Origin of the sequence: Proteinivorax tanatarense, assembly GCF_040267685.1 — a bacterium.
In the GTDB taxonomy this organism is placed as follows: domain Bacteria; phylum Bacillota; class Proteinivoracia; order Proteinivoracales; family Proteinivoracaceae; genus Proteinivorax; species Proteinivorax tanatarense.
This window is the reverse complement of the sequence record NZ_CP158367.1, coordinates 2,728,625-2,755,475: the sequence shown is the minus strand read 5'-3', so window position 1 is coordinate 2,755,475 and position 26,851 is coordinate 2,728,625. Positions and strand designations below refer to the sequence as shown.

Annotated in this window: 26 protein-coding genes; 25 read left to right on the top strand and 1 reads right to left on the bottom strand. The window is 34.3% G+C overall.

The features are described 5' to 3' along the window. The first annotated feature begins 228 nt into the window (after positions 1-228). The 12 genes from PRVXT_RS13435 to PRVXT_RS13380 all read left to right on the top strand — a co-directional run bounded on the left by PRVXT_RS13435 (position 229) and on the right by PRVXT_RS13380 (position 9,330). Positions 229-900: a DUF969 domain-containing protein gene (locus PRVXT_RS13435; protein WP_350343374.1), complete on the top strand. Its 672-nt coding sequence runs from the start codon at positions 229-231 to the stop codon at positions 898-900. Beyond that, positions 900-1,814 (top strand): DUF979 domain-containing protein, encoded by a 915-nt coding sequence (locus PRVXT_RS13430; protein ID WP_350343373.1) that lies wholly within the window; start codon positions 900-902, stop codon positions 1,812-1,814. Before PRVXT_RS13435 ends, PRVXT_RS13430 begins: the two co-directional genes overlap by 1 nt. 24 nt (positions 1,815-1,838) lie before the next feature. After that, positions 1,839-2,483, top strand: coding sequence for a pyroglutamyl-peptidase I (gene pcp, locus PRVXT_RS13425; RefSeq protein WP_350343372.1), 645 nt, complete (start codon positions 1,839-1,841; stop codon positions 2,481-2,483). A 34-nt stretch (positions 2,484-2,517) separates the two neighbouring features. Beyond that, the gene (locus tag PRVXT_RS13420; RefSeq protein WP_350343371.1) at positions 2,518-2,913 is read left to right on the top strand and encodes a gamma-glutamylcyclotransferase family protein; all 396 of its coding nucleotides are present in this window, start codon (positions 2,518-2,520) and stop codon (positions 2,911-2,913) included. Positions 2,914-3,039: 126 nt separating this feature from the next. Continuing rightward, entirely contained in the window at positions 3,040-3,906 is an 867-nt protein-coding gene (locus PRVXT_RS13415) for a DegV family protein (RefSeq protein WP_350343370.1), read from the top strand. 257 nt (positions 3,907-4,163) lie between these two features. Further along, positions 4,164-4,898 carry a YczE/YyaS/YitT family protein gene (locus PRVXT_RS13410; protein WP_350343369.1) on the top strand — a complete coding sequence of 245 codons (735 nt, stop codon included), beginning with the start codon at positions 4,164-4,166 and terminating at the stop codon, positions 4,896-4,898. A 176-nt stretch (positions 4,899-5,074) separates the two neighbouring features. Further along, a complete protein-coding gene (locus tag PRVXT_RS13405; protein ID WP_350343368.1) occupies positions 5,075-5,398 on the top strand; it encodes a cyclic-di-AMP receptor in 324 nt (107 codons plus the stop codon). A 120-nt stretch (positions 5,399-5,518) separates the two neighbouring features. Beyond that, entirely contained in the window at positions 5,519-6,115 is a 597-nt protein-coding gene (locus PRVXT_RS13400; protein ID WP_350343367.1) for a hypothetical protein, read from the top strand. Between the two features lie 102 nt (positions 6,116-6,217). Continuing rightward, positions 6,218-6,607: a GntR family transcriptional regulator gene (locus tag PRVXT_RS13395; protein ID WP_350343366.1), complete on the top strand. Its 390-nt coding sequence runs from the start codon at positions 6,218-6,220 to the stop codon at positions 6,605-6,607. A gap of 18 nt (positions 6,608-6,625) precedes the next feature. Further along, entirely contained in the window at positions 6,626-7,351 is a 726-nt protein-coding gene (locus PRVXT_RS13390; protein ID WP_350345171.1) for an ABC transporter ATP-binding protein, read from the top strand. Between the two features lies 1 nt (position 7,352). Beyond that, on the top strand, positions 7,353-7,997 hold the full coding sequence (locus PRVXT_RS13385) for an ABC-2 transporter permease (protein ID WP_350343365.1): 645 nt from the start codon (positions 7,353-7,355) through the stop codon (positions 7,995-7,997). Positions 7,998-8,100: 103 nt separating this feature from the next. Beyond that, positions 8,101-9,330, top strand: coding sequence for an aminopeptidase (locus PRVXT_RS13380; RefSeq protein ID WP_350343364.1), 1,230 nt, complete (start codon positions 8,101-8,103; stop codon positions 9,328-9,330). Between the two features lie 137 nt (positions 9,331-9,467). Here PRVXT_RS13380 and PRVXT_RS13375 read toward each other — a convergent pair whose 3' ends face one another. Continuing rightward, a complete protein-coding gene (locus PRVXT_RS13375) occupies positions 9,468-10,730 on the bottom strand; it encodes a CD0519/CD1768 family membrane protein (protein WP_434064297.1) in 1,263 nt (420 codons plus the stop codon). Positions 10,731-10,909: 179 nt separating this feature from the next. Here PRVXT_RS13375 and tsaE point away from each other — a divergent pair, with 179 nt between their 5' ends. The 13 genes from tsaE (at position 10,910) to PRVXT_RS13310 (ending at position 26,679) form a co-directional block, all read left to right on the top strand. After that, entirely contained in the window at positions 10,910-11,368 is a 459-nt protein-coding gene (tsaE, locus tag PRVXT_RS13370) for a tRNA (adenosine(37)-N6)-threonylcarbamoyltransferase complex ATPase subunit type 1 TsaE (protein WP_350343363.1), read from the top strand. 1 nt (position 11,369) lies between these two features. Then, positions 11,370-12,071: a tRNA (adenosine(37)-N6)-threonylcarbamoyltransferase complex dimerization subunit type 1 TsaB gene (gene tsaB / locus PRVXT_RS13365; RefSeq protein ID WP_350343362.1), complete on the top strand. Its 702-nt coding sequence runs from the start codon at positions 11,370-11,372 to the stop codon at positions 12,069-12,071. An 11-nt stretch (positions 12,072-12,082) separates the two neighbouring features. Next, positions 12,083-12,532: a ribosomal protein S18-alanine N-acetyltransferase gene (rimI, locus tag PRVXT_RS13360; protein WP_350343361.1), complete on the top strand. Its 450-nt coding sequence runs from the start codon at positions 12,083-12,085 to the stop codon at positions 12,530-12,532. A gap of 13 nt (positions 12,533-12,545) precedes the next feature. Next, complete coding sequence (gene tsaD / locus PRVXT_RS13355) at positions 12,546-13,565, top strand: tRNA (adenosine(37)-N6)-threonylcarbamoyltransferase complex transferase subunit TsaD (RefSeq protein ID WP_350343360.1); 1,020 nt, start codon at positions 12,546-12,548, stop codon at positions 13,563-13,565. A 330-nt stretch (positions 13,566-13,895) separates the two neighbouring features. Further along, positions 13,896-14,684 (top strand): prolipoprotein diacylglyceryl transferase, encoded by a 789-nt coding sequence (gene lgt, locus PRVXT_RS13350; RefSeq protein ID WP_350343359.1) that lies wholly within the window; start codon positions 13,896-13,898, stop codon positions 14,682-14,684. Positions 14,685-14,707: 23 nt separating this feature from the next. Beyond that, positions 14,708-16,093, top strand: a complete 1,386-nt coding sequence (murC, locus tag PRVXT_RS13345) for a UDP-N-acetylmuramate--L-alanine ligase (RefSeq protein WP_350343358.1) — start codon at positions 14,708-14,710, stop codon at positions 16,091-16,093. Between the two features lie 13 nt (positions 16,094-16,106). After that, positions 16,107-16,799: a 5'-methylthioadenosine/adenosylhomocysteine nucleosidase gene (locus tag PRVXT_RS13340; RefSeq protein ID WP_350343357.1), complete on the top strand. Its 693-nt coding sequence runs from the start codon at positions 16,107-16,109 to the stop codon at positions 16,797-16,799. 284 nt (positions 16,800-17,083) lie between these two features. Further along, a complete protein-coding gene (locus PRVXT_RS13335) occupies positions 17,084-17,758 on the top strand; it encodes a response regulator transcription factor (RefSeq protein ID WP_350343356.1) in 675 nt (224 codons plus the stop codon). A gap of 11 nt (positions 17,759-17,769) precedes the next feature. After that, positions 17,770-19,020, top strand: coding sequence for a HAMP domain-containing sensor histidine kinase (locus PRVXT_RS13330; RefSeq protein ID WP_350343355.1), 1,251 nt, complete (start codon positions 17,770-17,772; stop codon positions 19,018-19,020). Between the two features lie 136 nt (positions 19,021-19,156). Then, on the top strand, positions 19,157-21,640 hold the full coding sequence (locus tag PRVXT_RS13325; RefSeq protein ID WP_350343354.1) for an ABC transporter permease: 2,484 nt from the start codon (positions 19,157-19,159) through the stop codon (positions 21,638-21,640). 22 nt (positions 21,641-21,662) lie between these two features. After that, positions 21,663-21,857, top strand: coding sequence for an ABC transporter permease (locus PRVXT_RS13320; protein ID WP_350343353.1), 195 nt, complete (start codon positions 21,663-21,665; stop codon positions 21,855-21,857). Further along, a complete protein-coding gene (locus PRVXT_RS13315; RefSeq protein ID WP_350343352.1) occupies positions 21,854-24,040 on the top strand; it encodes an ABC transporter permease in 2,187 nt (728 codons plus the stop codon). Before PRVXT_RS13320 ends, PRVXT_RS13315 begins: the two co-directional genes overlap by 4 nt. Positions 24,041-24,168: 128 nt before the next feature. After that, positions 24,169-26,679: an ABC transporter permease gene (locus tag PRVXT_RS13310; RefSeq protein ID WP_350343351.1), complete on the top strand. Its 2,511-nt coding sequence runs from the start codon at positions 24,169-24,171 to the stop codon at positions 26,677-26,679. Positions 26,680-26,851: the final 172 nt, after the last annotated feature.

Genomic DNA, 26,851 nt, shown 5'->3' with positions numbered 1-26,851 from the left:
CTACGGTGGTGGTATGTAGCATAAATCTATATGCATGGATAACTCCGTTTCCCGGGCTAAATGAGACATATAAGAAAAACATCCCCTCCCCCCGTAGAGGGGAATTCATTCCCCGGAGCTAAATATTATATTTTTTACGAAGATGTTACAAATGTAGTCTAGTTAACAGAAATTTAATAATTAATTAGATATCATTGTAAACAAACAAAATTAGAGGAGGGATCTTTTTTGCTCAGACTAATTGGTGTCGTAATCATTGTTTTAGGTTTTTATTTTAGATTAGACGTTTTAGGAGTAGTTATTGCAGCAGGGGTTGTAACAGGATTAGTAGCTGGCATTAGCATTGTTGAAATATTAGAGATTTTAGGAACTGCTTTTGTGGAAAATAGGTATATGTCAGTGTTTTTAGTAACATTACCAGCTATTGGTGTGTTAGAACGCTATGGTTTAAGACAAAGAGCTGCTCATCTTATGAGTAAAATCAGAGGTGTTACTACTGGGAAGGTGCTTGCAATATATACAGTGTTTAGAACGATAGCATCAGCTTTTTCAGTGAGAGTGGGTGGACATCCCCAATTTGTAAGGCCCCTTATATTGCCTATGGCAGAAGGTGCTGCTAGGAAAAAGTACACTAACCTTAGTAATTATAGTAATCAAGAAATAAAAGGGTTAAGTGGTGCAGTTGAAAACTATGGAAATTTTTATGGTCAAAACGTTTTTGTCGCTTCAGGTGGAACTTTACTTATTGTAGGAACGCTACAAGATTTGGGTTATGATGTTAGTGCAATAGAAATAGCCGCAGCTTCTATCCCTATAGCTGTAATTGCAACTATTATTGGAGTTGTCCAATGTTTAATGCTAGACCGGAAGTTAGAGAAAAATAAAGGAGGGGATAGATAATGGATGCAATCTTATTAGAAATTCTTTATTTTTTATGTGGCTTTGTCGCTTTAATTACAGCTCATACGGCATTTGTTGATGAAAATAATAAAGCTAGATTGGGTACAGGGTTATTTTGGTTAATAGTTGCTGCAACCTTTATATTAGGAGGATTCTTGCCACCGGTTGTAGTCGGTATTTTGGTAGTAATACTAGGTATTCTAACTAGTACTAAACAAGTTAGTTTCGGTAATATGGAAGAATCATCTGAAGATTTTAAGGAAAAAAATGCAAAAAGAATAGGAAACACCTTATTTATACCAGCTGTTTCTATAGCTTTATTTGCCTTTGCAATAGCGCAGTTTACCCCCTTAGATGGCTTAGTTGGGTTAGGTATAGGTGCTATAGCGGCTACTATTATTTCTGCATTTTTGACTAAAGCAAAACCTAAAGAATTTAGTTACGAAGGAAGCCGTCTGCTGCAGCTAATAGGTGCTGTTAGTATTTTGCCACAGGTTTTAGCTGCACTGGGCTCAGTTTTTAATGAAGCAGAAGTAGGGGAAGTAATTTCTCAAGGAGTTTATACTGTAGTCCCTGAGGGTAGTGTTATTTTTGGTGTTGTTGCATATTGCCTAGGAATGGCGATATTTACAATGATTATGGGAAATGCTTTTGCAGCATTTGCTGTTATTACAGCAGGTATCGGGGTGCCATTTGTGTTGGATTTAGGTGCTGACCCTATTGTAGTGGGTGCGCTGGGTATGACAGCAGGTTTTTGTGGAACATTACTGACGCCAATGGCTGCTAATTTTAACATTGTGCCGGTGGCAATCTTAGAGATTGACGATAAATATAAAGTAATTAAGAAGCAATTACCTGTAGCTATATTACTGTTGTTAATTCATATTGTGTTAATGCTGGTTTGGGCATTTTAAAATTTAGTAGGGGGTTATATTTTTATGAAAAGAGTAATAATAACAGGCTTTGATCCTTTCGGTAAAGATGAGATTAACCCTTCGTGGGAGGCAGTTAAACGCTTGCCTGATGAGATAGAAGGGGCGAAAATCGAAAAAATCGAAATTCCAACTGTTTTTCATAAATCGGTGGAAGAATTGATACAGAAAATTGAATTATCAGCTCCTGATATAGTTATTTGTGTGGGTCAGGCTGGTGGCAGGTTTGATATAACAATCGAAAGGGTTGCAATTAATCTTGATGATGCAAGGATACCTGATAATGAGAATAATCAGCCTATAGATAAAAAGATTGCAGAGAAGGGAGAATCGGCATACTTTTCTAACCTCCCTATAAAGGCGATGGCAAGAAAAATTAGAGAGGGAGGAATTCCCGCATCTGTGTCAAATACAGCCGGTACTTTTGTTTGTAACCATATAATGTATGGTTTATTGCACTATATAAATAAAAATGACCTTGCCAAACGTGGAGGGTTTATCCATGTCCCTTATATACCATCACAAGTTACCAACAAACCTAATGTTCCTAGTATGGCTTTGGATGACATTGTAACAGGGTTGACATTAGCTATTAGAACAGCGGTTACTGTAGAAAAAGATATAGAGGTTACTGAAGGTAAAATATTCTAGTTAAAACTTTTTAAACAGCTTAGAGGAGGCAGTTATGCAGGAAAGATATTTGCCCATATTCACATATGGAACACTTAGACAAGGCGAAGTAAATCATAGACTAATAGAAGGTAAAATAAAAAAAAGACAGATGGCAACATTAAATAATGCTGTTATGTACCACTTAGGTGATATGCCAGGTATAATTGAAGGTGATGGTACTATTCATGGGGAACTAGTGCATATCAACGAAAAAGACTATAATGAAGTTTTAAAAGATGTTGATAAACTAGAGGGGTATGATAAAACTGAGGATAGCCTTTATTTAAGGTTAATTAAGAGTGTTAACCTTAAAAATGAGGACAGGTCTGTTAAAGCTTGGGTTTATTTTTATAATAAAAACTTAGCGAGAAAAGAGAAAATTAAAAGCAATGATTGGAAAATCAAATAACCATGAAAACACCACTACATAAGCGATGCTTTATAGTGGTGTTTTAGTTATTGTTTACTAATTTCACAATAAGTGTTAATATAAATATATTAAAAAAATTAGTGTATATAATGGGGAGGTCTTAAATTGTCTGTTAAAGTAGTTGTCGATAGCACTTCATATATATCAGAAGATATAGCAAATAGGTATGACATAAAGGTGGTCCCTTTAAGTGTTGTTTTTGGGGATGGTGAAGTATACAAAGAAGGAACTATAACTAATGAAGAGTTTTATAATAAACTTGGTAATGCTAGTGAAATACCTAAGTCTTCACAGCCATCCGTAGATGGTATGTATGAAACATTCGAAGAAATTATTAAAGAGGACAATGAAATTGTAGGAGTTTTCCTTTCCTCCGAAATGAGTGGCACATATAGCACAGCTAATATGGTAAAAGATATGATACTTAAAAACTACCCTGATGCGAAAATAGAGCTTATTGATTCAAGAACAAATTGTATGCAACTAGGGTTTGCAGCTATCACTGCGGCAAAAGCTGCTGCTGAGGGGGAAACAATTCAGCAAACTGTTGAGCTTGTAAAACAAAATATGAGTAGAAGCAGATTTGTTTTTACACCAGAAACATTAGAATATTTAAAAAAAGGGGGAAGAATTGGAGCAGCTCAAGCTCTTTTAGGATCCTTTCTAAATATAAAACCTATATTAACTGTTAATGATGGTAAAACAGATGTTATAACTAAAGTTAGAAGTAAGAAAAAAGCAGTTGGTAAAATTGTTGAGATATTTATGGATGATGAAAAAAAATTTGGGTTTGGTGATGGCATTATCCATCATATAAATTGTGAGAATGAAGCCCTAGAGCTTTCTAACAAAATAAAAGAAATGATAGGGAAAACTTTACCTATATGTCCTATAGGACCTGTTATAGGTGTGCATGTGGGGCCAGGTTCTATCGGCATTGCCTATTATACGCAAAAAGATATGGAAAAATAATAAAGATGATCCCAAGGCCCTCAACAAAGGGTCTTGTTCTATAGTTGTAGTTTTTATGGTTTGTGTAGTTCTCCTCACCCTTCATAAAAGAAGGCAAGCTAATTTTTGAGGGCACAAAGTTAACTAATATCGGCGGTGAACAAAGGCCTCGTTTTATTGGAGTTTTACTTTATTGGTAAGTTGAATATAAAGGAAATATAATAATCTGTATAGAACTTAAATAAAGGGAACTTTGTTGGTTTAAAAAGGAGGTCTTTATGAATAAATTAAAGGTCAATAATTTGTTTATTTTTACACTTGGACTTGTATGTTTAAGCCTTGGTGTGGTTTTAGTAATAAAATCTGACTTGGGAGTATCTGTTGCTACTTCCCTGCCATATGTAATAAGCCTACAGTTTACAGCTATAAGTTTTGGAATGTGGAACTATATAATCCATGGCTTAGTTCTAGCCCTTTTGGTGATTATTGTAAAAAGATTGACGGTAAAGTACTTGATGTCTTTTATAGTAGCCTTTTTATTTGGAACGGCTATAGATATATTTACGTTTTTATTAGAGCCTATCAATGCTGAGAGCTTTGTTAATAGATTGGCTTTATTTATTCTAGGTTCCATAGTTATATCAATAGGAGTTGCTTCCTTTATTAAAAGTAATTACCCTATTCTTCCATTCGATACTTTTGTAAAGGAAATAAGCTTAGAAAAAGATATAACTATATCAAAGTTTAAAACAGGCTTTGATTTAACGATTTTTTCTTTATCATTTTCCTTTAGTTTAATTTTTTTTAGAGCGATAGAAGGTCTTCACATCGGAACTTTGGTTTCTGCTGTTATATTAGGGAGTATGATAGGTGCATGTCTTAAAATATTAAATAAATATATAGAGGGGAAAACATTTTTTGCCGAAGAAAAAATTAAATCAGTGATGGATTTAAACCTTCTTAAATATCTAAAAGCTAAAGGTGTACAATCTAAAGATAGTGTTGAAAAGTAAACATCACAATGTGTGGTGTTTTTGCTTATTTATTCATGTATCAATAGTACTATTTCAGAATAAAAAGTACTAAAGCCTAGAAGGGGAAATATAATCTTATGGAGAATATGTCCTGTAAATGCACTAATTAAATAGTTTACAGGGTTTTGTAAAATAACAAAATAGGAGGTATATTTGTGAAACTTGTAGTTGCTATTTTAGAAAGTAGGGACTTCGCAAATCTACGTAATAATTTGATGGACAAGGGTTATCCAGTAACATTGTTGTCAAGCAGTGGAGGCTTCTTAAAAGAAGGGAATTCGACAGTTTTTATTGGTGTGGAGGAAAAAGAAGTCTCTAAAGTTTTAGATATAATTGATGCTAACTGTAAGCATAGAAAAAAAGTAAACACTCCATCTATTTTGAGCAAAAAACAGCCGGGAGAGGGTATGCCTATAGAAATGACCATTGGAGGAGCTACTGTTTTTGTTTTAAATGTAGAGGAATTTATTAAAGTTTAAGTTAAGTATTTTGAAGTGGAAAATAGCGTTATAAGACTGTCTCTCATTGAGTCAGTCTTTTTTAAACAAACAATTGTTTTTATAACGGAGGGGAAAATAAGCTTAGTGGGAGATGATTTTATGGAAAGGATAAAAAAAGGACTTTTACGCTATGCAACTGGAATAGAGGTAGTGCTGGCGCTGTTGATTTTACTGGGGGTAACCATTGCTCTAACTTCTGTTGTGAGATATCTCACAATAATTCCCCAAAGTGATACTACTAACATTTACGAGGTTTTGCAAAACTTTTTAAGTATAGCGTTATTATTAGTTATTGGGATTGAATTAGTGCTAATGTTGTTAACTCATTCACCGACTAGCGTGTTGGAGTTAGTTTTGTTTGCTATAGCGAGAAAAATGCTAGTATATAGCGAAACGATGTTGGAATTGTTAATTGCTACAGCGGCAATAGCAATAGTATTTGCTATTAAAAAATATCTTTTAGATGAAAAACAGTTAACTTTTATAAAAAAAACACAAAATAAACAGAGAACAAAATTAGAACAACCACAAAATATAGAGGATTTGGTTCACTACTTAGAGGATGAAAAATATGACAACCAAATAAAAGAAGGTAAGGAATTCACCGTTGGAAATTTAAAATTAAAGGTAGATTCTGTTGTAGACGGAGTTGTTAAGGATATGAAGATTGAAAGAATAGATGATAAAGGTATGTAGATCGTGAAAATATTAAGAAAGTATTAAAAAAAATTATTATTGTTGCAAACACCCCTTATAGTGTATATATTGTTATATATACACTATAAGGGGTGTTATTTAATGAAAGTTATTATTTCAAACAAATCAGAGCAACCAATTTATCAACAAATAAAAATACAAATCAAAGAGCAAATTTTAGCTGATGAAATCAAAGAAAATGAGTATTTACCATCAATAAGGCAATTAGCTAAGGATTTAGGAATTAGCGTAATTACTACTACAAGGGCTTATTCTGACTTAGAAGCAGAGGGTTTTATAACTACGATACAGGGGAAAGGAACTGTAGTTTTACCTAAAGACAATGAACTGATAAGAGAACAGTATTTCAAAAAGATTGAAGAGGGATTTATATTGGCAATAGAAAATGCAAGGTTAGCAAAGATATCTGAACAAGAGTTGATGGTGATATACAAAAATATCTTAAAGGAGTGGAATGATGGAGGCTCTTAAAATAACAGGACCACTACTATCAAACTAATTATGGAACAATTAAAACGAGATAGGGGCGAGATTTTGGTATGTGGCAGAAAGTTTTGTGAAGATGAAGTAGCCTATAAAAACAGCATTGGTTATGTTGCTGACACTTGTTATTTTCCAGATAGTTTTACTATTAGAGAGGTCGTAAATACTTTAGAAAGTTTCTATAAAGAGTTTGATAAAGAAAAATTTTATGGTTACTTGAAGAAATGGAGCCTACCCAAAAACAAAACTATTAAAAGTTTCTCTAAAGGTATGAAAGTAAAATTGATGTTTGCCAGTGTTCTTTCAAGGAAGTCTGAGTTGCTAATTTTAGATGAACCTACAAGTGGGTTAGATCCAGTTGTTAGATCGGAAATTTTGGAAGAATTACAGGAATATATTGCTTGTGGTCGTAAGAGTGTTTTAGTTTCAACTCATATAATGACTGACTTAGAGAAAGTTGCTGACTATATTTGCTTTATTCATCAAGGAGAGATAAAAATAAACGATCTAAAAGATAATGTAATGACAAATTATAAAATGGTAAAAGGGGGGTTGGATGAACTTACAACTACTTTAAAAGAGAGTCTTATAGGTTATAAAGCTACACAAATAGGATTCGAGGGTTTAATTAGCACAGTAGAGAGTGAAAAGATTAAGGATAGTTTATTTTTAGAACATCCTACCCTTGAAGAGATTTTGATTTATCATATAAAAACGGGAGGAGAAATATAATTTGAATGGTACAAAGTATTTGCAATTAGACTATAGATTGATTAAAGGAACAGCTAAATATTTCTTATTGTTTCCCGCGGTATTTATCTTTTTGTTATTTAGGGAATCAAGTGTATTTGCAGTTGGATATTTGTATTTTATTTTGGTATTTATAGCTCAAACTCCTTTTGACGCAGAAGTAAACAAAAAGGGGCAAACTCTTTTTGTTATTCTTCCTGCCAAGGTTAAGGATATGGTCTTAGGGAGGTATTTATACCTTTCTAGTATATTAGGGTTAGTGTGGGTTTTAGCGGCGGGGGCGGTGTTATATCTAAAAGGTAATGGGCTTATAACTCCTCCCGAAACTTTGATAGTAATTTTTACAGGCGCTGTTGCTTCTATTATCTGCTTTATACAATATCCTTTGTTTTATAAATTTGGATTGGAAAAAGCCAAAATAGTACTTTTTACTATGCCTGCCATGATAACCTTTATGTTACCTATGTTAACAGAAAGGATGTTAACTGATGGGGGAGCAGTACTATTAAGTAAATATTTAACGGATAATAAAGTGGTTTTTGCTACACTTGTTATTGTGGTGGTATTATTATCTGGCATACTGTCATATCATTTATCATGTAAGGTTTGCAAAGAACGAGAGATTTAAAGCAGATTGAAATTTTAAAACTTTGTTAAAACCATGAAACTTTTGCCAGGTTATAGTAAAATACTATTTAGGAAGTTTATTTACAATAAAAGGAGGAATTTTTGTGTTAAAGAATATTGAGAAGTACGCGGAGCTTTTAGTAAGAGTTGGTACTAATATTCAGGAAAATCAGATCCTAGTTATAAATTCGCCTATAGAATGTGCTGATTTTGCTAGGACAATTTCTGTTAAAGCTTATGAAGCAGGTGCTAGGGATGTTTTTATTAGATGGAGCGATGAGAAATCAACTAAAATAAGGTATGAGATGGCCAATGATGAAGTGTTTGATGAGTTTCCAGATTGGGCTAAACAACAATTAAATGAGTATGCTGAAAAAGGTGCTGCTTTTTTAAGCATAGCTGCTTCAGATCCTGAGTTAATGAAGGATGTTAATCCTAAAAAGATAAGCAGGCAAAATAAAGCTGGCAGTATAGCCCTTGAAGCATATAGGACTCGACTTATGAGTAATAAAAATGTTTGGTGTGTGGCTTCTATACCGACTGAGGCGTGGGCGAAAAAAGTATTCCCAAATGTTAGTGTTGAAAAAGCTGTAGAAAAGCTATGGGATGCAATATTTGCTGCGGTGCGTGCTGATCAGGAAAACCCGGTTGAAGCATGGATAGAACACCAGAACAACTTGAATAGTAGATTGCAATTTCTAAATGAAAATAAATTTAAGTCTTTAAAATTTAAAAATAGTTTAGGAACAGATGTTGTGGTAGAGCTTCCTAAAGAACATGTATGGGTTGGGGGAGGTTCAAAAGCTCCGGGAGGATATGACTTTATTGCCAATATGCCTACCGAAGAAGTTTTCACCATGCCAAAATTGGATGGAGTGAATGGGAAAGTTGTGAGCTCAATACCTTTAAATTATAACGGCAACCTCATTGATAAGTTCTCCTTAACATTTAAAGACGGTTTAGTAGTAAACTACTCGGCGGAAAAAGGAGAGGAATCCTTAAAAGAACTATTAGATACTGATGAAGGAGCAAAAAGGCTGGGGGAAGTTGCCCTAGTACCCTATGATTCACCAATCTCTAATCAGAATATTTTATTTTATAACACTCTGTTTGATGAAAATGCGTCCTGTCACTTTGCTTTAGGAAAAGCATATACAGGTTGTGTAAAAGATGGTGATGAAATGAGTAAAGATGAGCTTGAAAAGGCAGGGGCTAATGATTCTTTAACCCATGTAGATTTTATGGTAGGAACAGAAGATTTGGATATTATCGGAGTAAAGGAAGATGGGGAGGAAATTGATGTATTTAATAAAGGAGATTTTGTGGATTTTTAATACAGGAAAAAATAAATGTATTTCCAAAATTACTTACCTTTAAAATTCAGTGTGAACTTGTTAGGGTAAAAAAGAAAGGACAGTCTCAAACCAGGAATACTCCTGTGGCTGAGACTGTCCTTTTTACTTTTATGATTTTATAAAAATATCAACTCAAATAGCTTGTATAAATAGTTGGCTGAGATTCCTGCAGCTAATCCACCAAAAGTATGACTTATTATAGCTTTACTAGAGAGTTTTCTTAAATTTAATACATCCATCATACCTACGTGGGTGCTTAAATAGCCACTCCAGCACATACCCATGGCAGTAAACACTGCTATATCGTTGGGAGTTATAAGGTTATTTTCCAAAAAATTTTGTATAAGTCCCATGGCTGCCCCTACTGCGCCTAAAGAAACAATAGGGAAAGCTATGGCTTCAACGTTTTCAAAACCAAAAAGAGGCTGCAAAATCGGGTGGATATAACTACCCAGCTTTGGAAGAAGCGCTACTCCCTCAAAAGCCTCTCCCTTATATACAGCTACGCCATCTTCCATACCAGCAGGACCAAAGGTGAGGATCATTACGATGGTGCAGATAATTAGAACACCAGGAATAATGCCAAGGCCCATCTCTACTCCATTCTTACCCCCCTCTAAAATGGAATTTAATACTCTCTCAAAGTAATTATCAGTTTTAGGAGGATTGTCAGGGATAAAGTCGATATCTTCTGTATCATCAATAGCTTCTTCAAAGTTCTCGTTAAATTCTTTTTTCTCGATATCTTCGTAATCTGCATCATAATACTTTTGTGTAAAGGTCAACATAATTCTAACACTAACAACAGAGCCAATCAGTGCTCCGATATTTCCTATGATGGCAGGAGCGATAAACTCATTTCCAAAGCTAATCATATAAGTTGTAAGAACCAGGCCCATTCCGAAGGCAGTTCCTAAGTTGCAAAGAGCGGGCACTTGATATTTATAAAAATACTTAATGAATTTCTTATCCTTTGCTAATGAGATAATAGCTGGGTTGTCAGAGAGATAGGTAGTAACTCCTCCAATAGAAGCGGCGCCGGGCATTCCATACAAAGGCTTCATAATAGGTGAAATTATTTTGTTAATCAGTTCTACAACTCCAAACTCAGAAAGAAGTGCTGATAATGCGCCGGCTAAAACAGCAATTGCCATAATCAAAAAAACAGTGTCAATAAGTAGTGCATGGGCTGTTTCCATAAAAACCGTAAACATTATTCCTAATCCCATTTCACTTGCTAGGTATCCAAAAAATCCAATTAGAATAAACAAAAACACAAAAGTTTCCATAGAAATAGCAGAATCAGAGACCTTCTTCTTACTCTCTAACTTCTGCTGTGACGACTTGTTGTTTTTAATGATTTTAAACGGATTTGCCACTATAATCCCTCCTTAATTTTGTCATCACCTCTAAATTTAGATTATTTTTAGAAAAAAGTAAAGAGTTTTTCAATGTAATAATAAAGAAATTTTCAAACCCTTGTAGGTAGGGTTTGAAAAAACGGCTATAAGAGGATATAATTTATTTAATATATATGGGGGAAAAAAGGAGATAAGCTATGAATTATATATGTACTAACAGTCCGGAAGAGACTATTGAGCTCGGAAAGCGATTAGCAACATTGCTAAAAAGTGGAGATGTTATTTTGTTATCAGGAGACTTAGGAGCTGGAAAGACAGCTTTTACGAAAGGAATAGCATTGGGATTAGATATAGAAGATTATGTGAAAAGCCCTACTTTTACATATGTGTTGGAGTATAAAGGCAAGATGTCTTTATATCATTTTGACTTATATCGACTACAGGATATAGAAGAAATTTATGACTTGGGTTTTGAAGAATATTTACAATGCGATGGAGTTTTAGTTTTAGAATGGGGAGATAGGGTTAAAGAAGTCCTAAAAGAAGATGAAATAGACTATATTTCTGTTTTTTTAGAAAAAGTAGGGGAAAAGAATCGTAAAATTTACTTTGACTGCAATACTAAAGAAAGAAATATAGCTAAGGAGTTGTTGTAACTTGTTAACTTTGAGTATTGATACATCTACTTTAACGTGTAGTGTGGCAGTAACAGATGAAGAAAAGTTGTTGGGTCAGCAGGTTATAAATACCAAATCAACCCATTCACAAAAGCTGTTGCCTTGCATACATTCTTTGCTTGAAAACCTAAATATCACCTTAAAAGATATAGATTTAATTGGAGTAGCTAAGGGACCAGGTTCTTTTACGGGTTTGAGGATAGGAATGGCTACAGCTAAAGGATTAGCCTTCGGTTTGAACATACCTATAGTGGGAATTTGTAGTTTAAAGGCTTTAGCCTATAGCAGCAACGTTTTTGAAAATTTGGTTGTTCCCATATTTAATGCTAGAAGAAATCAAGTTTATGGAGCTATTTATAGCTATGAACAAGATTTATATACTGAAAAATTGGCACCTCAGAGCATAAAGTTAGAAGAGCTACTGGATAAAATACTATACTTAGAAAAAAAAGCTGTTTTTTTAGGTGATTACTTAGAGAGTTTTGATAGCCAGATACAAAATGAGCTTGGAGAAAAAGGTTTTTATGTTTTACCTCAAAACTTAACTCCCAGGGCTAGCAGTGTTGGATTTTTAGCTTATAATTACTTTAAAGATAAGGGAGAAGATAATATATCAAACTTAAATGTTGAATACCTTCGTTTAGCTGAAGCTCAACGTAAGCTATTAGCGAGTAAGAGTTAGGAAGTGTTTATATGGGACAATATACTATAACTCCAATGGAGGATAGGCATATATCTGCTGTTGTTGACATAGAAAAGGCGGTTTTCCCAAATCCATGGAGTAGAGATGCTTTTGAAAAAGAAATTAACGAGAATCATCTAGCTAATTACTTTGTGGTATTACATAATCAAAAACCTATAGGATTTATTGGGGGTTGGTTTATTTTAGATGAGTGTCATATAACCAATGTTGCAGTATTGCCAAGTTATAGACGTAAGGGTTTAGCAAAAAAAATGATTGCAGCTTTGTTAGAGTTGTGTAGAGCCAAAGGAGTATCTTCAGTAACGCTAGAGGTGCGTGCTTCAAATAAAGGGGCACAAAAGCTTTACAAAGGTGCTGGGTTTGAGGTTATGGGAGTAAGGAAAGCTTATTATACGGATAATAATGAAGATGCTTTGTTGATGTGGTTGACAGAATTATAAAGAGGTGAAGGCAATGTCAGTAAAAATATTAGCTATCGAAACTTCCTGTGATGAAACTGCTGTGGCGGTAGTGGAAAATGGACGGGATGTTTTGATAAATGAAGTTTTATCTCAAATAGATATTCATAAAGAGTTTGGAGGTGTAGTTCCAGAGGTGGCATCACGCTACCACATGGAAGGTATTATACCTTTAATAGAAAAGGCTTTAAAAGGAGCTAGCCTTACTTTAGACGACATAGATGCCGTTGCAGTGACAAATGGTCCTGGCTTAATAGGCGCACTTCTGGTAGGGGTTTCTGTTGCTAAAGCACTAGCTTTTGCTTTAGGCAAGCCTTTGATAGCAGTAAATCATCTGTCGGGTCATATATATGCTAATTTTTTGGAGAATGAAATTAACTTTCCATCAGTAACTTTGATTGTATCTGGAGGACATACCGATCTTATATATATGGAGAACCACCTTGAGTTTCAAGTTTTAGGACAAACAAGAGATGATGCAGCGGGAGAAGCCTTTGATAAAATTGCCCGTTCGCTGAAGTTAGGTTATCCAGGGGGACCTATTGTGGATAAAATGGCTAATAGTGGAGAAGATAATTTAGGTTTTCCTAGAGTTTATTTAGAAAAAGGAAGTCTTGATTTTAGTTTCAGCGGTCTTAAATCTGCAGTAATTAACTATTTACATAATCAAAAACAAAAAGGGCTTCAAGTTAAAATTGAGGATGTTTGTGCTTCCTTCCAACAGGCAGTCGTTGAAGTGCTTGTGGATAAGACAATAGAATGTGCTAAGCAAAAAAATGTTAAACATGTGATGATGGCTGGAGGAGTGTCTGCTAACAGTTCATTAAGGAGCTTAATGAAAGAAAGGACAATTAAAAATAACTTAAATCTCTACTACCCACCCTTAAAATATTGCACAGATAATGCTGCGATGATAGGGGCTGTGGCCTATTATCAATTTATTGCCCAAGACTTTGCTCCTTTAGATTTGAATGCATTTAGTACAATGACCTTAGATAATGTTTACAAAAAATAATGTGTATAAAACTAGGAACAAAACTGTGGATATTGTGGATAATATTGTGAACAGCAGAAAATACAGGTTTCGTCTACTGTGGACAAAAAGTGGAGTTTTTTTTGTCGAGTGCTGTGGAAAATGTGGACGATTTATAGAAAAACCTCTATAAACCGTTGTGTGTTCTGTGGATAAACCTGTGTATAGTGTGGATAACCGAAGGTGTGTTTGGTACTGGTTCCAATTGACAATGTAATATATAAAGGTTAAGATGTAATTGGGAATTATCAGACAGTTTGAGGGTTTATTGTCTAGATAAAAAACTTTTAAAGGGAAAAGGGGGATTATAAAATGTATCCAGTATTGTTGGAGCTGGGACCAATTACGGTTCATAGCTATGGTTTTATGATTGCTATGGGATTTGTAGCGGTTATTTTGGGGTTAAGAAGAAGGGCGCACGAAATAAATATGGAACCAAATGAGACTTTAGATATTGCTTTGCTAGCCATGATTTTTGGAATAATTGGAGCAAGGCTTTATTATGTGCTTGTTTATGATTTTAGCCATTATGTGAAAAATCCGCTGGACGTATTTGCTTTAAACCAGGGTGGATTAGTTTTTCATGGAGGACTAATATTAGGAACGATAGCGGTTATTATATATTTAAAGGCTAAAAAAGTATCGGTTGTGGAAACAGCAGATTTAGCTGCACTTTTGATACCAGTAGCATATGCTTTTGGTAGAGTTGGATGCTTTTTAAATGGATGTTGTCATGGGATAGAAACTGATAGTTTTATCGGCGTTTCTTTTACGGAATTTGGTACAACAGCTTATCATCCCGCTCAACTATACTCTGTTGTACTAGGTCTTGGGATTTATGGGTTTATTTTATGGCAGCGACCAAGGCGAACTTTTGGAGGTCAAGCGTTTTTAAGCTATCTTATTATCTACAACGCAGGACGTTTCTTTATAGAATTTTTACGTGTAAACCCCACTTATTTTGGGCTGGTTACTGGAGCACAGATTACTTCAATTATCTTAATTGGAATTGCTTGTGGATTATATCCATTTATAAGACGCAAGTTTGCTTATGAAGAAGATGAAGCAGTTGAAGAAATAGATGAAAGTTCTACTGCTTAATAAAAAAAGAAGGTGAGACAAAAATGTTTGAGCGAGGACAACGCAAGATACATCTTATAGGAATAGGAGGCTATGGCATGAGTGCTATAGCCAGCATACTTATTGATAAAGGGTATGATGTTACTGGTTCCGATTTAAACAAATCTAAGCTGGTAGAAAGTTTGTTAGATAAAGGGGCAAAAGTTTTTATCGGCCATAAATCAGAGCAGGTAGAACTGGCTGATGTGGTTATTTATTCTACTGCTATTCCCGATAGCAATCCAGAACTAATAGAAGCTAAAAATAGGAAACTGCCACTTTATCATCGCTCAGAAGTGTTAGCGATGATTTTAAATAGCGGTCAAGGAATTGCTGTTGCTGGTGCCCATGGTAAGACCAGTACAACTTCTATGATTTCATTTTTATTAGAAAAAGGTGATAAAGACCCTACAGCTTTAATAGGTGGTGAGTTAGGGGAGTTTAAAGGTAATGCTCGTTTAGGTGAAAGTGGAATAGTTGTGGCAGAAGCATGTGAAAGTGACCATTCTTTTTTAAGGTATAGGCCAGAAATAGCGGTTATAACTAATATAGAAGCTGATCATTTAGAGCATTATGATGGTGATTTTAGCAAACTTTTGAGCACATATAAGGATTTTTTAAATAACCTAGCTTCTGATGGTAAAGCTATCATTTTTGGAGATGATCAGTACATTCGCGAAGTAACGTCAGGGACAGAAAAAAAACTCATAACATACGGGCTAGCTGAAGAAAATGACTATTATCCACAGAATATTGAATACAAGGATAAAGGCTCTTTTTTTGACCTTTATCATAGAGGTAAAAAACTAGGGAAAATTGAACTTAGCGTCCCTGGCTTGCATAACATATTAAATGCTATATCTTCAGCAGTTGTAGCTTTAGAAGTTGGAGTAAACTTCTCTATAATAAGTAAAGTGTTTAAAGGGTTTGGAGGAGCAAAAAGAAGATTTCAAATTATCCACAGAGATAGAAATTACTTTATTGTTGATGATTATGCTCATCATCCTACAGAAATCAAAGCTACTTTGCAGGCAGCTAAGGAAATTAACCATCGAAGATTAGTGGCTATATTTCAACCACAGCGATATTCAAGAACTTACTATTTTTACGATGAGTTTGCATCATCCTTTGAAAACGCTGATGAAGTAATAATTGCTGATATATATACTGCTGGAGAAGAACCTATACAAGGAGTTTCTTCTGAAGGATTAGCGGAAAAAATCAACAGAACAGGAACCAATGCTAAATATATAGGAACAAACGCAGATATTATCAATGAACTTCGGACAAAAATTAAGCCAGGGGATTTAGTTATAACCATGGGAGCCGGTGATATTTGGAAAGTATCCCACGAGATTGGAAGCATGCTAAAAGAAAAAAAGGTAGTTTAGGGGGAAGATGCACATGTTAGCAGTTATGGGAGCTATGGAAGAGGAAATAGCATTATTTAGAGAGGCTATGGATGATGTTGATAAAAATCAAAAGGCTGGATTAACCTTTTATAAGGGTGAGATAGATAACAAAAAGATAATATTAGTACATTGTGGGATAGGAAAAGTTAATGCTGCCATTTGTACACAAATTTTGATAGATGATTTTGGTGTGGATAACATTATTTTTACTGGTGTAGCAGGAGCATTGTCTGCAAATTTAAATGTTTTAGATGTAGTTGTATCCACAGACTGTATCCAACACGATCTTAATGTTGGTGCTTTTGGATATGAGGCTGGAACAGTTCCAAGACTAAACAAAAAAGAATTTGCCGCTGATGATGCTTTGGTAAAGTTGGCGCTAAAAAGCGCAAAAAATATAGAAAACTTTCCACAGATAGTTTCTGGTAGAATACTGTCGGGAGATGAATTTATAGCAGATAAACAAAGAGCTCTTCATCTAGCTGATAAGTTTAGTGGTCATTGTGTAGAGATGGAGGGAGCGGCAGTTGCTCAGGCTAGTTATTTAAATGATGTTTCTTTTGTAATAATAAGGGCTATGTCAGACAAAGCTGATGGTACTGCAGATGTTGATTTCCCCAAATTCGTTCAACAGGCAGCAAACAATTCATTAGCTTTAGTTAGAGAAATGCTAAAACACCTATAAAAAATATCCCCAACGGATAAGTCGTTGGGGATATTTTTTATAGTGCATACATCACTGAATGACTCTAAAATCGTCGTAAAGGTATACATATTATAACCTGTTATCTTTTATTGGGTGTCTTTTAATTTATTTGCCATTACTATATAATGACTATAATGATGGTCAAATTTAAAACTTTACGCACATGTCTCTTAGAGAGATTAAGAGTCTTTTTTAGAATGGCTTTCACTAGGCGTCCGGGCAATATCTATAGAACGCCTAAGGTTTTATATGGGGGGATTAAAATGAGTAACGTACTATTAGTAGAGGATGACACCACATTAGCTGAAGGCATTCGACACGCCTTAGAACGCGAAATGTTCCAAGTGTACATAGCTTCCGATCTTGCTGAAGCTCGTAAAGCTTTTGATGAAGAGTGCTTTGACCTTATCTTGCTAGATGTTATGCTTCCTGATGGAAGTGGGTACGATTACTGCAAAGAAATAAGGGGAAAATCATCTATACCGATTATATTTTTAACTGCCTGTGATGAGGAAGTTAATGTTGTTTTGGGTTTAGATATAGGTGGAGATGATTATATTGCGAAACCTTTTAGGGTACGGGAATTGGTGTCAAGGATTAAGGCGGTCCTTCGAAGAAAATCTGAAGACGAGTCTACCTCTGTAAAGTTTGGCTCCTTAGAAGTTGACCTTATAAAAGGCAGTATATCCAAACATGGGGAAAAAATTGAATTGACGCCAATTGAATGGAGGCTGGTGAAAATTTTTATCAACAATTCCAATCAAGTACTAACTAGAACAGTTATACTGGATAAGCTTTGGGATCAATCAGGTGAATTTGTTGATGATAACACTTTATCAGTTTATATAAGGAGAATTAGAGGGAAATTGGAGGATAGACCTTCTGAACCAGAGTATATTCAAACAGTTAGAGGTGTGGGGTATAAGTGGAATAAATAGGGGGGATTGCTATGTTGCAATTATTAGCAAATAGTGAGATCAAACTTTTTTTAAAAGGGATGTTAATACTTTTTATAGTGTTTACAATTTTGATTGTAGCAATTTTAAATTTCGGTCTTCAGTCACTGCACAAAGAAAATATAGATAATAATATAGCTATTATGGGTAATATATTGTATCAATTTCCGGAGTTAGAGGGGGATATTCCTGCATTTTTCACTAAAGAGCCTACTCCTGAAGCCAAAGAGGTGGGATTAAATGTTGCAAAACAGTATGGATATACAAGGGATATGCCTTTAGTAGTTAGTACTCCTTTTGAGAATCATAAAAAAGTGCAGACAATTAAAGTGGTTATACCCATGTCTATCTTGTTCATATTATTTATGGCAGTTACTTTGTTTTTGTTGAATAACTTGTATAAAAGACTTCGCAGTTACTCAGAGCATGTTGACAACATAGCTGACGGCAACCTAAAGGTTATAGAAAGTAAGGATAAAGAAGGGGATATTGCCAAGTTGAATCACAGCTTTAATAAAATGACTAAAGCTATGTCAACTGCTCAACAAAAGGAATGGAAAGAAAAGTTACTGCACAAAAATATAATCTCTGACATATCCCACCAATTAAAAACACCTCTATCTTCAATAAAAGTATTTAATGGGCTAATTTTAGATAGTCCCTCGTTATCTAGTGATATAAAGGAATTTTCCCATAAGATTGAGCAGCAGTCTGAAAGAATGGAGTGGCTAACTAAAAACCTTTTAATTATAGCTAGATTAGAAACTAAATCATTACCATTAAATAATAAGTCTAAAGATATCAACCAGACTGTTGAGAAAGTCTTAAAAACTTTGAAAGACAATTGGCAGAAAAAAGATCTAAATATTAGCACAACCTTAAAGGAAAAAATACTTTTTCCTCATGATGAAAAGTGGTTAGGAGAAGCTATAACAAATGTAGTAAAAAATGCGATTGAGCATACAGAAGTTGGGGGCAACATTAGTATAAAAACGTTGCAGTCACCAATAACGGTTAAAATTCAAGTAAGCGATAGCGGTGCAGGAATATTACCTGAAGAGAAACCTCACATTTTTGAGCGATTTTATAAAGGAAAGTACAACACCAAGAAAAATAGTACTGGAATAGGGTTGGCGCTGGCAAAAGGGATTGTAGAAAACCATGGTGGTGTTATTAACGTTACATCCAAAGAAGGACAAGGTAGTATTTTTACCATAACGTTGTTTAAAGATGAAAGTATATAGAAATTAAGTCATATTTTTCTCAGCTTTTTAAAGCTGAGATTTTTTATGCTTTCTTACAAAAATGTAAGCTAAAGTTTCACTTTATTGTAAGTTACTCTATGTATAATGATAATATAGGAATAGTGGGGGGGTAAATATGAAATCCGTAACTTCTTTAGCACTAAGATATCTGTGGTATAAAAAAAGAAAAACAGTTTTAACTGTATTGGGAATAATAATATCTGTTTCGATGTTAACGTCTATTGGCACTATTTCGGTAACCTTTAGAGAAGATCAAATAGACAGGTATAAAAAAACTAACGGAGCTCATCATGCTAAATTTAGTAATGTTGAAACTGGCAAATATGCCGCTATTGAGTCAAACCCTAAAGTAGATAAAGTTGCTAAAAAAATAACTGTAGGTAAAGGTAGCTTAGAAGGCACGGGTATAAATTTTTATAGTATTAGTGATGACTTTTTTTACTTAACTAATTATTCCTTACGGCAGGGCAGGATGCCGATAGAAGACGATGAGATTGCTTTGGAAGGGTGGTTTGTTAGACAATTAGATATTTCTGTTGGCGATAAAGTAAAGTTATCTATTAGTGACAAAGATGATTACTTGGTAGAAGCAAAAGAGTTTAAATTGGTAGGTGTTGTTGATAGATATTATTTTTCGCAATCTATTGCGTCAGCAATTTTATCCTATGACTATGCTCAAAGCGTTAATCAGTATACAAATGCAGATATTTTTATCACAGTAAAAGAGAGATTAACGGTAAGAAATGTTGTTGAGGAAGTTGGAACAGAAGTTGGGCTTCCCCAGTATAACCGTTCTTTGTTAATGATGATGGGTGAAGCTGTCGATAGAAGTAGCTTAGGGAACATAGTGGTTATGGCTAGTATTGTGGCATTTCTTGGTTTAATAGTATGCGCATGTACAATAGCGGTTATTTATAATTCATTTAATATTTCTGTGATGGAGCGGGTAAAACAATTTGGTATTTTGCGTTCCATTGGCTGCACTCCTAAGCAAATTAGAAGAATTGTTTTTGTAGAAGCCGGTGTACAAAGTGCAATTGGTATTCCGCTAGGCATGGTGGCGGGGTTGGCAGCCATGCATTTAGTTTTTTACATTTTATCCCTTGGAGAATACTCTAATTTTACTAATGTAAATGTGGTTATTTCACCTTTGGTTTTTACCATTACTTTTTTGGTTTCAGTGTCAACTGTATTTTTATCAGCATTAGCTCCCGCCAATAATGCAGCTAAAAAACAGCCTACAGAGGCAATATTTTATAGACCTCCAAAGCCTAAAAAAGAGTTTAAACCTAAAAAAGGATACCTATTAAAAATATTTTCTACAGCTGAAATTTTTTTGGCATATAAAAATTTACAACGCAATAAAAAAAGATCTGTACTAACTGCACTTTCATTAAGTATCAGTGTGATTTTATTTATTGTCTTTTATGTTTTTAGCAGTTATATAATAATTTTACAAAATGAAATGGTTGTAGGAGAACATGATATCACAATTACCACTCCAGGGGGAGGATACTTTACTGAAAAGGATTTAAATGAAATAAAAAGTCTAAAAGGAGTTGACGAAGTTTATGCCATCAAAGCAAAAACAACACGAGGAGTTTATTTGCCAGAAAATCTTACTAGAAAATTTAGAGAAAGCAAAAAAGAAAATGACATAGTAACAGTTAGTGCAAGGCTGATGGGATATGATGAAGAACAGCTTAGCCTCGCAGAACAACACTTGGTAGCAGGGGAGATAGACCCTTCAAAAATTCGTCAAGAAAAAGGGGTGTTAGTTGTTCCAAATAAGATAATTAATGATCAGGGGCGGCAGTGGAATGAAATACAAGCGTTGGATTTAGAGGTAGGAGAAGAGGTTTTAGTAGACTTACACCCCTCCCAAAATCGTGGGGAAAAAGATAATAATCAAATAAAACCTGCAATAGACTCAAAATTTAAAGTAATGGGAATATTAGAAGCAGTACCCATAGGACCACCAATTGGAAGAAATGAGGTATATTATGTAACCCATAAAGACTTGGTAAAAAGCCACTGTCAAGGCTACAATGAAATATATATCAATGGGATAGATAACTTAGATCAATCCACCCACCATGACTTAAATAGAGAGTTAAATGAAATATCAAGTAAAATTCAAGGGGCATTTGTTGCCGATCATTTAATGTCTGCAAAAATAAGTAAACAATCTATTTTAGAAGTTTCTATCTTTATGTATGGATTTATTGCTTTGGTGAGCACAATAGGGGCTTTAAATATAATCAATAGCATAAGTACCAGCCTGCTAACTAGAGTAAGAGAGTTTGCCGAACTTAGGGCTGTAGGAATGGGCCCTAAAAAGCTTCGCAAGATGATTAGATATGAAGCATCGCTAAGCGGATTGATTGGGGTTTTTTATGGTTGTATTGCAGGAAACTTGCTGGGATATTGTTTATATAGGCTGATGAGCAGGCTAGAGCCTTTAGAGTGGTACTTTCCATGGAGAGCAAACGTTATTGTAATATTGGCGGTGTTAGTTATATCTTTATTAGCGTCAAGGGCTACTATAGAAAAGGTGAAAAATATGGACATAATAGAATCACTTCGTCAAGAAGGATAAACAGGTGTGAGGAGGGGATATAGTGAAATCCATCAACGTTTTAGCTTTTAGATACTTATGGCAACAAAAGAAAAGGACGGCTCTAACCGTACTGGGAATAATCATATCCATGGCCATGCTTACATCAATGGGGACTGTGTTAGTAAGCTATAGAGATACTTTAATTCAAGAGGTAAAAGAGAAAAAGGCGCTTATCATGGTGTTTTTTCAGGTTTGACTGGAGAGCAGTTTAAACAGTTAGAAGATAACGTCAAAGTCGAACAGGCTGCGTATGAAATTTATTTGCCAATCTCTGATGATTTGACCAAACAACATGCAATAGAAATTATTGGCTATTGCGGAGATTACTTTGATTTGACTAACTATAAACTAAACGAAGGTAGGGAGCCTAACCAAAATAATGAAATAGCTATAGAGAAATCGATGACGCTGAGACATGGCTTATCCGTTGGTGATACTTTTCAACTGCCTGTAAAAAATGATGAACTAAAAGAATTTGAAATTGTAGGTATAGTGGACGTAGTTAACGATGGGTATTACCATAATCAAAAGGTATTTTTCACTAAGCAAGCTATTTATAATATGGAAAATGATTTTATAAGTAGAACTTTTTTTACTGTAACCGATGGATTTTCAGTTAAAGAAGTTGGGGGCAATATTAAAACAGATCTTAACCTAGAAAACCTTTCCTATAACCATAATTTATTATTTTATTTAGGGCAGCCTTTAGATGAGATGGATATTGCAGCATACGTATCACTAGCTACAGTAGTTCTTTTTTTGTCAATTATTGTATGTTTAGCCACTATAGCTGTTATTTATAACTCTTTTAATATATCTTTTTTGGAGCGAGTAAAACAGATAGGTATTATACGTTCCATAGGATGTACACCAAAACAGACTAGTCAGATTTTTTTTATAGAGGCCGCTATACAGTGCTTTATCGCAATTCCATTCGGCACTTTTGCAGGTATAGGAGCAATGCATGTGGTATTTTATATTCTATCCCAAGGTTCCTATTCCAGTTTTGCAAACTTTACTGTTACTATTTCTCCTCTAGTTATAACAATAAGCAGTATAATGGTTATACTTTCTGTGCTTATATCAGCGTTTATACCACTGATAAAAACAAGGAAAAAACAACCGATAGAAGCTATTTTTTATCAATCTAGTTTAAAAAGGCCGAGATATAAAAAGGGGAAGGGGTCTATATTAAGCAAAATATTTGCTTGGGAAATAATATTGGCATTTAAAAATCTTCAAAGAAATAAAAGACGTTTTATAACTACTGCATTTTCTTTAGGTATAAGCGTTATTTTATTTATAGTTTTCAGTATTTTTGCTCAATATACTTTTAGTACAGCATCAGAAAGAGCAAGTTATGAAAACAATGATTTTGAACTGCTGTGCTTTGAACAGTTGTATTCACTAGAAGACTACCAAAAGATACAGGATTTATCTAATGTAAAAAGCATATATCCGTTAATGGAGACCGATGTATCAATAAACATGGAGAAAAGTAATACTGGAGAGTTTTTAGAAGCTTCATTTCGTGGTTATAACAAAAAAGCAATAAAAAAATCTCAAGATTATTTAGTGCAAGGTAAAATAGACGTTGATAAAAATGATGGTGCTATGTTAGTGAAAACTGGTAGAGAAACTGAAAAGCTGGATTATTCCGTAGGCGACAAAATTTCTTTCTGCATAAAAGAAGAAGACAAAGATGTTGAACTTGAAATAGTTGGAATTTTAGAATTCCCTCCACTTAGTCAAAATTATAGAGGGGAAACAAGGCCAATAATAATTACTGCAAAAGAAACTTATACCCAAATAACTGGCATAGACGAGTATAATGGTTTTTATGTAAATGCCGTCGAGGATATTGATTTCGAAAGTCATATTAACTTATCTGAAAATTTAAGTGAAATAGTGCAAAAAAATAGTGGGGAGTTTAGAGATGCTTTGGCGGACATTAGAAGGGGGCAGCAAACTAAAATTGAGACGTTTGTGTTTATTTATGGTTTTGTTGCTTTGATAAGCGTTATTGCGGTGTTAAACATAATTACCACCATCAGCACAAACCTGCTAACCAGAACTAAAGAATTTGCAATGCTTAGAGCCGTTGGTTTGAGTCCCCAAACTCTCTGCAATATGGTAAGATTTGAAGCTATATTTACTGGATTAATTGGCGTAACTTATGGGTTAATTATTGGAAATATATTAGGATATTGGTTATACAACATTATGATTGATATTCATCAAGCTCCCTGGAATTTTCCGTGGAGAGCTAATATGATTGTAATTATAGCTGTAATATTAGTTTCTTTAATGGCCTCCTACACAACAATAAGTAAAGTTAAAAAAATGAATATAATTGATGAAATTCGTATGGAAGATTAAGCTTAAATATAATAAAATCAGTTAAATTTACGAAAAAATGTATTTGCTATATGTTTTGAAACTTTATATTATCTTAAAAAGTAGGAGAGATTTTATGGGGCGTAGAATAAGGGAAAGGAGGTGGTTAAATGGAAGCTATTACCTCCTTAGGATTGCGGTATCTATTGGAAAATAAGATAAGAACAGCTTTGACTATATTGGGGATTATTATATCTGTGGCTATGATAACCTCTATAGGCACTATTCTGGTTAGTTTTAGAGATGCTGAAATAGAAAGAGCAATAGACACGCGGGGTTCTCATCATGCTTCTTTTATGGGGCTGAGTGGCAAGCAGATGGAAATTATAGAAAAGAACTCAAAGATAGAAAAAACAGCTACCGAAGTTTATGTAGGCGGAGGTTTTATACCACCTCAAACAAAAGAGCCTGATGAGAATTTTAATAAATTGCGGCTGTTAAGTGTTGATGGATGTTATTTTGAGTTAACTAGCACGGCAATAGAGGAAGGAAGAGAGCCTGAGAGGAAAAATGAGATTGCTTTGGATACCAGCTATGCTAGAAGCTTAGGAGCCTCTATCGGTGATGAAATTACATTATGTATAAACTATGATGCCAACAGAAATCTTAGGAATTTTTTGTGGGAGGATTTATCATTAGAGCAGTTTGATATTAAAACTTTTAATGTTGTGGGGTTACTGAGCTCCCATTGTCGTTTTCCCAAAGGAATAGTAAGCCCAAAATTTTCTGAGCAAGTTTTAGCAGAGCCTGAATATAGCACTTATATAAGTATAAAAGATGGATTGGCAGTACAGGAGGTTGTAGAGGAAATAGCAGCCGAAAATAACTTGACAGATATAAATTATAATAGACTTTTGTTAACTTTACTTGGGCAAGGGATAGATGGCTATAACACAGCTTGGATTGTAACTTTATTTTCAATAGTTCTTTTTTTAAGTGCCTTAGTCTGTTTAGCTACCGTTGCAGTAATCTATAATTCATTCAATATTTCTGTGTTAGAAAGGATTAAGCAGTTTGGAATTCTACGTTCTATCGGAGCTACTCCTCTACAAATAAGAAAAATTGTTTTTGTAGAGGCAACGTTACAATGCTTGATAGCAATACCGTTGGGGTTGATATCAGGATTGTTAGCGATGAAGGTAGTTTTTTACCTTTTGTCGCTGGGGGAGTTTTCGAATTTTGGACATGTAAAAGTATCTATTTCTCTTTTGGTGTTGGTTGGAAGTAGCTTTGTGGGAGTGTTATCAGTATTTTTATCTGCCTTTAGGCCTGCTTACAGCTCTTCTAAAATGCAGCTTTTGGAGGCAATGTTTTATCGACCTAAAATTAAAAAGTTCAAAAAAAGAAAAGGAAAGGTGATAGGCAAGATTTTAACGCCAGAAATGACGTTAGCATTTAAAAATCTTCAGCGAAACAAAAAGAGGTTTATTCTAACATCTTTCTCGTTGAGTATAAGTGTGATTCTCTTTATAGTTTTTAGTGTATTTACTAACTATATAATTAAGTTAGAAGAAAGTCGAACGGGACATATAGCTGATTATACTGTTTATGCTTATAATGATAGATTTTCTGTAGAGGATGTTGATAAAATAAAATCTATAGAAGGTATTACAAAAGTCAATCCCATCAACAGTGTTACCAGAAAAAGCTACCTTTCTTTAGATGATTATAGCGAAGAGTATCTGAGGAAATTCCCTGATAGGCAAGAATTATTACAGTATTCAAAAATCATAGGCTATCCCCAAGTGCAGATACAAAAGCTGTTAAAGGATGAGTTTGATGTTGAAGCAAGATGGTACGATGTATTAGAAACTAATGGCGTTTTTGTTGTACAAAACAATCTGTTTTATGAGGGAAGCAATAGCTCTGTTCTTCCAGTTACAGATTTTGAAATAGGGGATGAAATAATAATTAATAAAAGGGAGCATGACGAGGAAGAAGAACTGGAGTCATTAACAGTTATGGGAATAGTGGATAGGGTTCCTATTTACCACTTAAATTATCCAGATGGTCATTTAGTTTATTTGATAACTACTGATGAAGTGTTGAACTATTTAGGAGTTGAAGGGTATAATAAAATTTTTGCAAATGTAGAAGATGATTTGAGCAATGAAGAGTATGAAAAGATATCCAGTCAGCTGTGGGAAATAAAAGATCAGGTCAAAGAAGGAGCCGTCCGTGACGGTGTTAAAGAAGCAAGAATGCAACGGCAATATAAGTTAGAGGTTTATGTTTTTGTATATGGATTTATAGCTTTAATCAGTTTAATCGGGGCTATAAATATTTTAAATACAGTTAACACAAATATACTTACTAGAACAAAAGAGTTTTCAATGTTAAAAGCAGTGGGTCTTAGTACAAAAGGACTATGTAAAATGATCAGGTATGAAGCTCTTTTTAATGGTTTGCTGGGTGTAATTTATGGATGCATTGTTGGAAATTTATTGGGTTACTGGTTATATAAAATTATAATTGATTTAAGAGATATACCATGGGAATTTCCTTGGTTGGCAAATTTAATTATAGTTATATCTGTGTTTGTTATCTCTCTCTCTGCTTCTTTCACTACTGTAAGAAAAATGAAGAGCCTAAATATTATAGAAACACTTAAAGAAGAATAAGTTGTTAAAAGCAGCTTGATAGAACCGTTGATTCAACAAGTGGCAAATTTTGGGCACAGACAATATATCAAAGTTTATGGAAGTAGTCAAAAAAAGTGGGGTTAAAGATGAAGATGTTTGTATCTAAAAGGTGGCTCTAACTACTGGTTTAGAGAAAAGCACTTTATATTAT

What these genes read in the sequence shown, in the direction of transcription:
- PRVXT_RS13430 (WP_350343373.1), top strand. Translation starts at nt 900, where the DNA reads ATGGATGCAATCTTATTAGAAATTCTTTATTTTTTATGTGGCTTTGTC.
- pcp (WP_350343372.1), top strand. Translation starts at nt 1,839, where the DNA reads ATGAAAAGAGTAATAATAACAGGCTTTGATCCTTTCGGTAAAGATGAG.
- PRVXT_RS13420 (WP_350343371.1), top strand. Translation starts at nt 2,518, where the DNA reads ATGCAGGAAAGATATTTGCCCATATTCACATATGGAACACTTAGACAA.
- PRVXT_RS13410 (WP_350343369.1), top strand. Translation starts at nt 4,164, where the DNA reads ATGAATAAATTAAAGGTCAATAATTTGTTTATTTTTACACTTGGACTT.
- PRVXT_RS13400 (WP_350343367.1), top strand. Translation starts at nt 5,519, where the DNA reads ATGGAAAGGATAAAAAAAGGACTTTTACGCTATGCAACTGGAATAGAG.
- PRVXT_RS13395 (WP_350343366.1), top strand. Translation starts at nt 6,218, where the DNA reads ATGAAAGTTATTATTTCAAACAAATCAGAGCAACCAATTTATCAACAA.
- tsaE (WP_350343363.1), top strand. Translation starts at nt 10,910, where the DNA reads ATGAATTATATATGTACTAACAGTCCGGAAGAGACTATTGAGCTCGGA.
- rimI (WP_350343361.1), top strand. Translation starts at nt 12,083, where the DNA reads ATGGGACAATATACTATAACTCCAATGGAGGATAGGCATATATCTGCT.
- tsaD (WP_350343360.1), top strand. Translation starts at nt 12,546, where the DNA reads ATGTCAGTAAAAATATTAGCTATCGAAACTTCCTGTGATGAAACTGCT.
- lgt (WP_350343359.1), top strand. Translation starts at nt 13,896, where the DNA reads ATGTATCCAGTATTGTTGGAGCTGGGACCAATTACGGTTCATAGCTAT.
- murC (WP_350343358.1), top strand. Translation starts at nt 14,708, where the DNA reads ATGTTTGAGCGAGGACAACGCAAGATACATCTTATAGGAATAGGAGGC.
- PRVXT_RS13340 (WP_350343357.1), top strand. Translation starts at nt 16,107, where the DNA reads ATGTTAGCAGTTATGGGAGCTATGGAAGAGGAAATAGCATTATTTAGA.
- PRVXT_RS13335 (WP_350343356.1), top strand. Translation starts at nt 17,084, where the DNA reads ATGAGTAACGTACTATTAGTAGAGGATGACACCACATTAGCTGAAGGC.
- PRVXT_RS13330 (WP_350343355.1), top strand. Translation starts at nt 17,770, where the DNA reads ATGTTGCAATTATTAGCAAATAGTGAGATCAAACTTTTTTTAAAAGGG.
- PRVXT_RS13325 (WP_350343354.1), top strand. Translation starts at nt 19,157, where the DNA reads ATGAAATCCGTAACTTCTTTAGCACTAAGATATCTGTGGTATAAAAAA.
- PRVXT_RS13310 (WP_350343351.1), top strand. Translation starts at nt 24,169, where the DNA reads ATGGAAGCTATTACCTCCTTAGGATTGCGGTATCTATTGGAAAATAAG.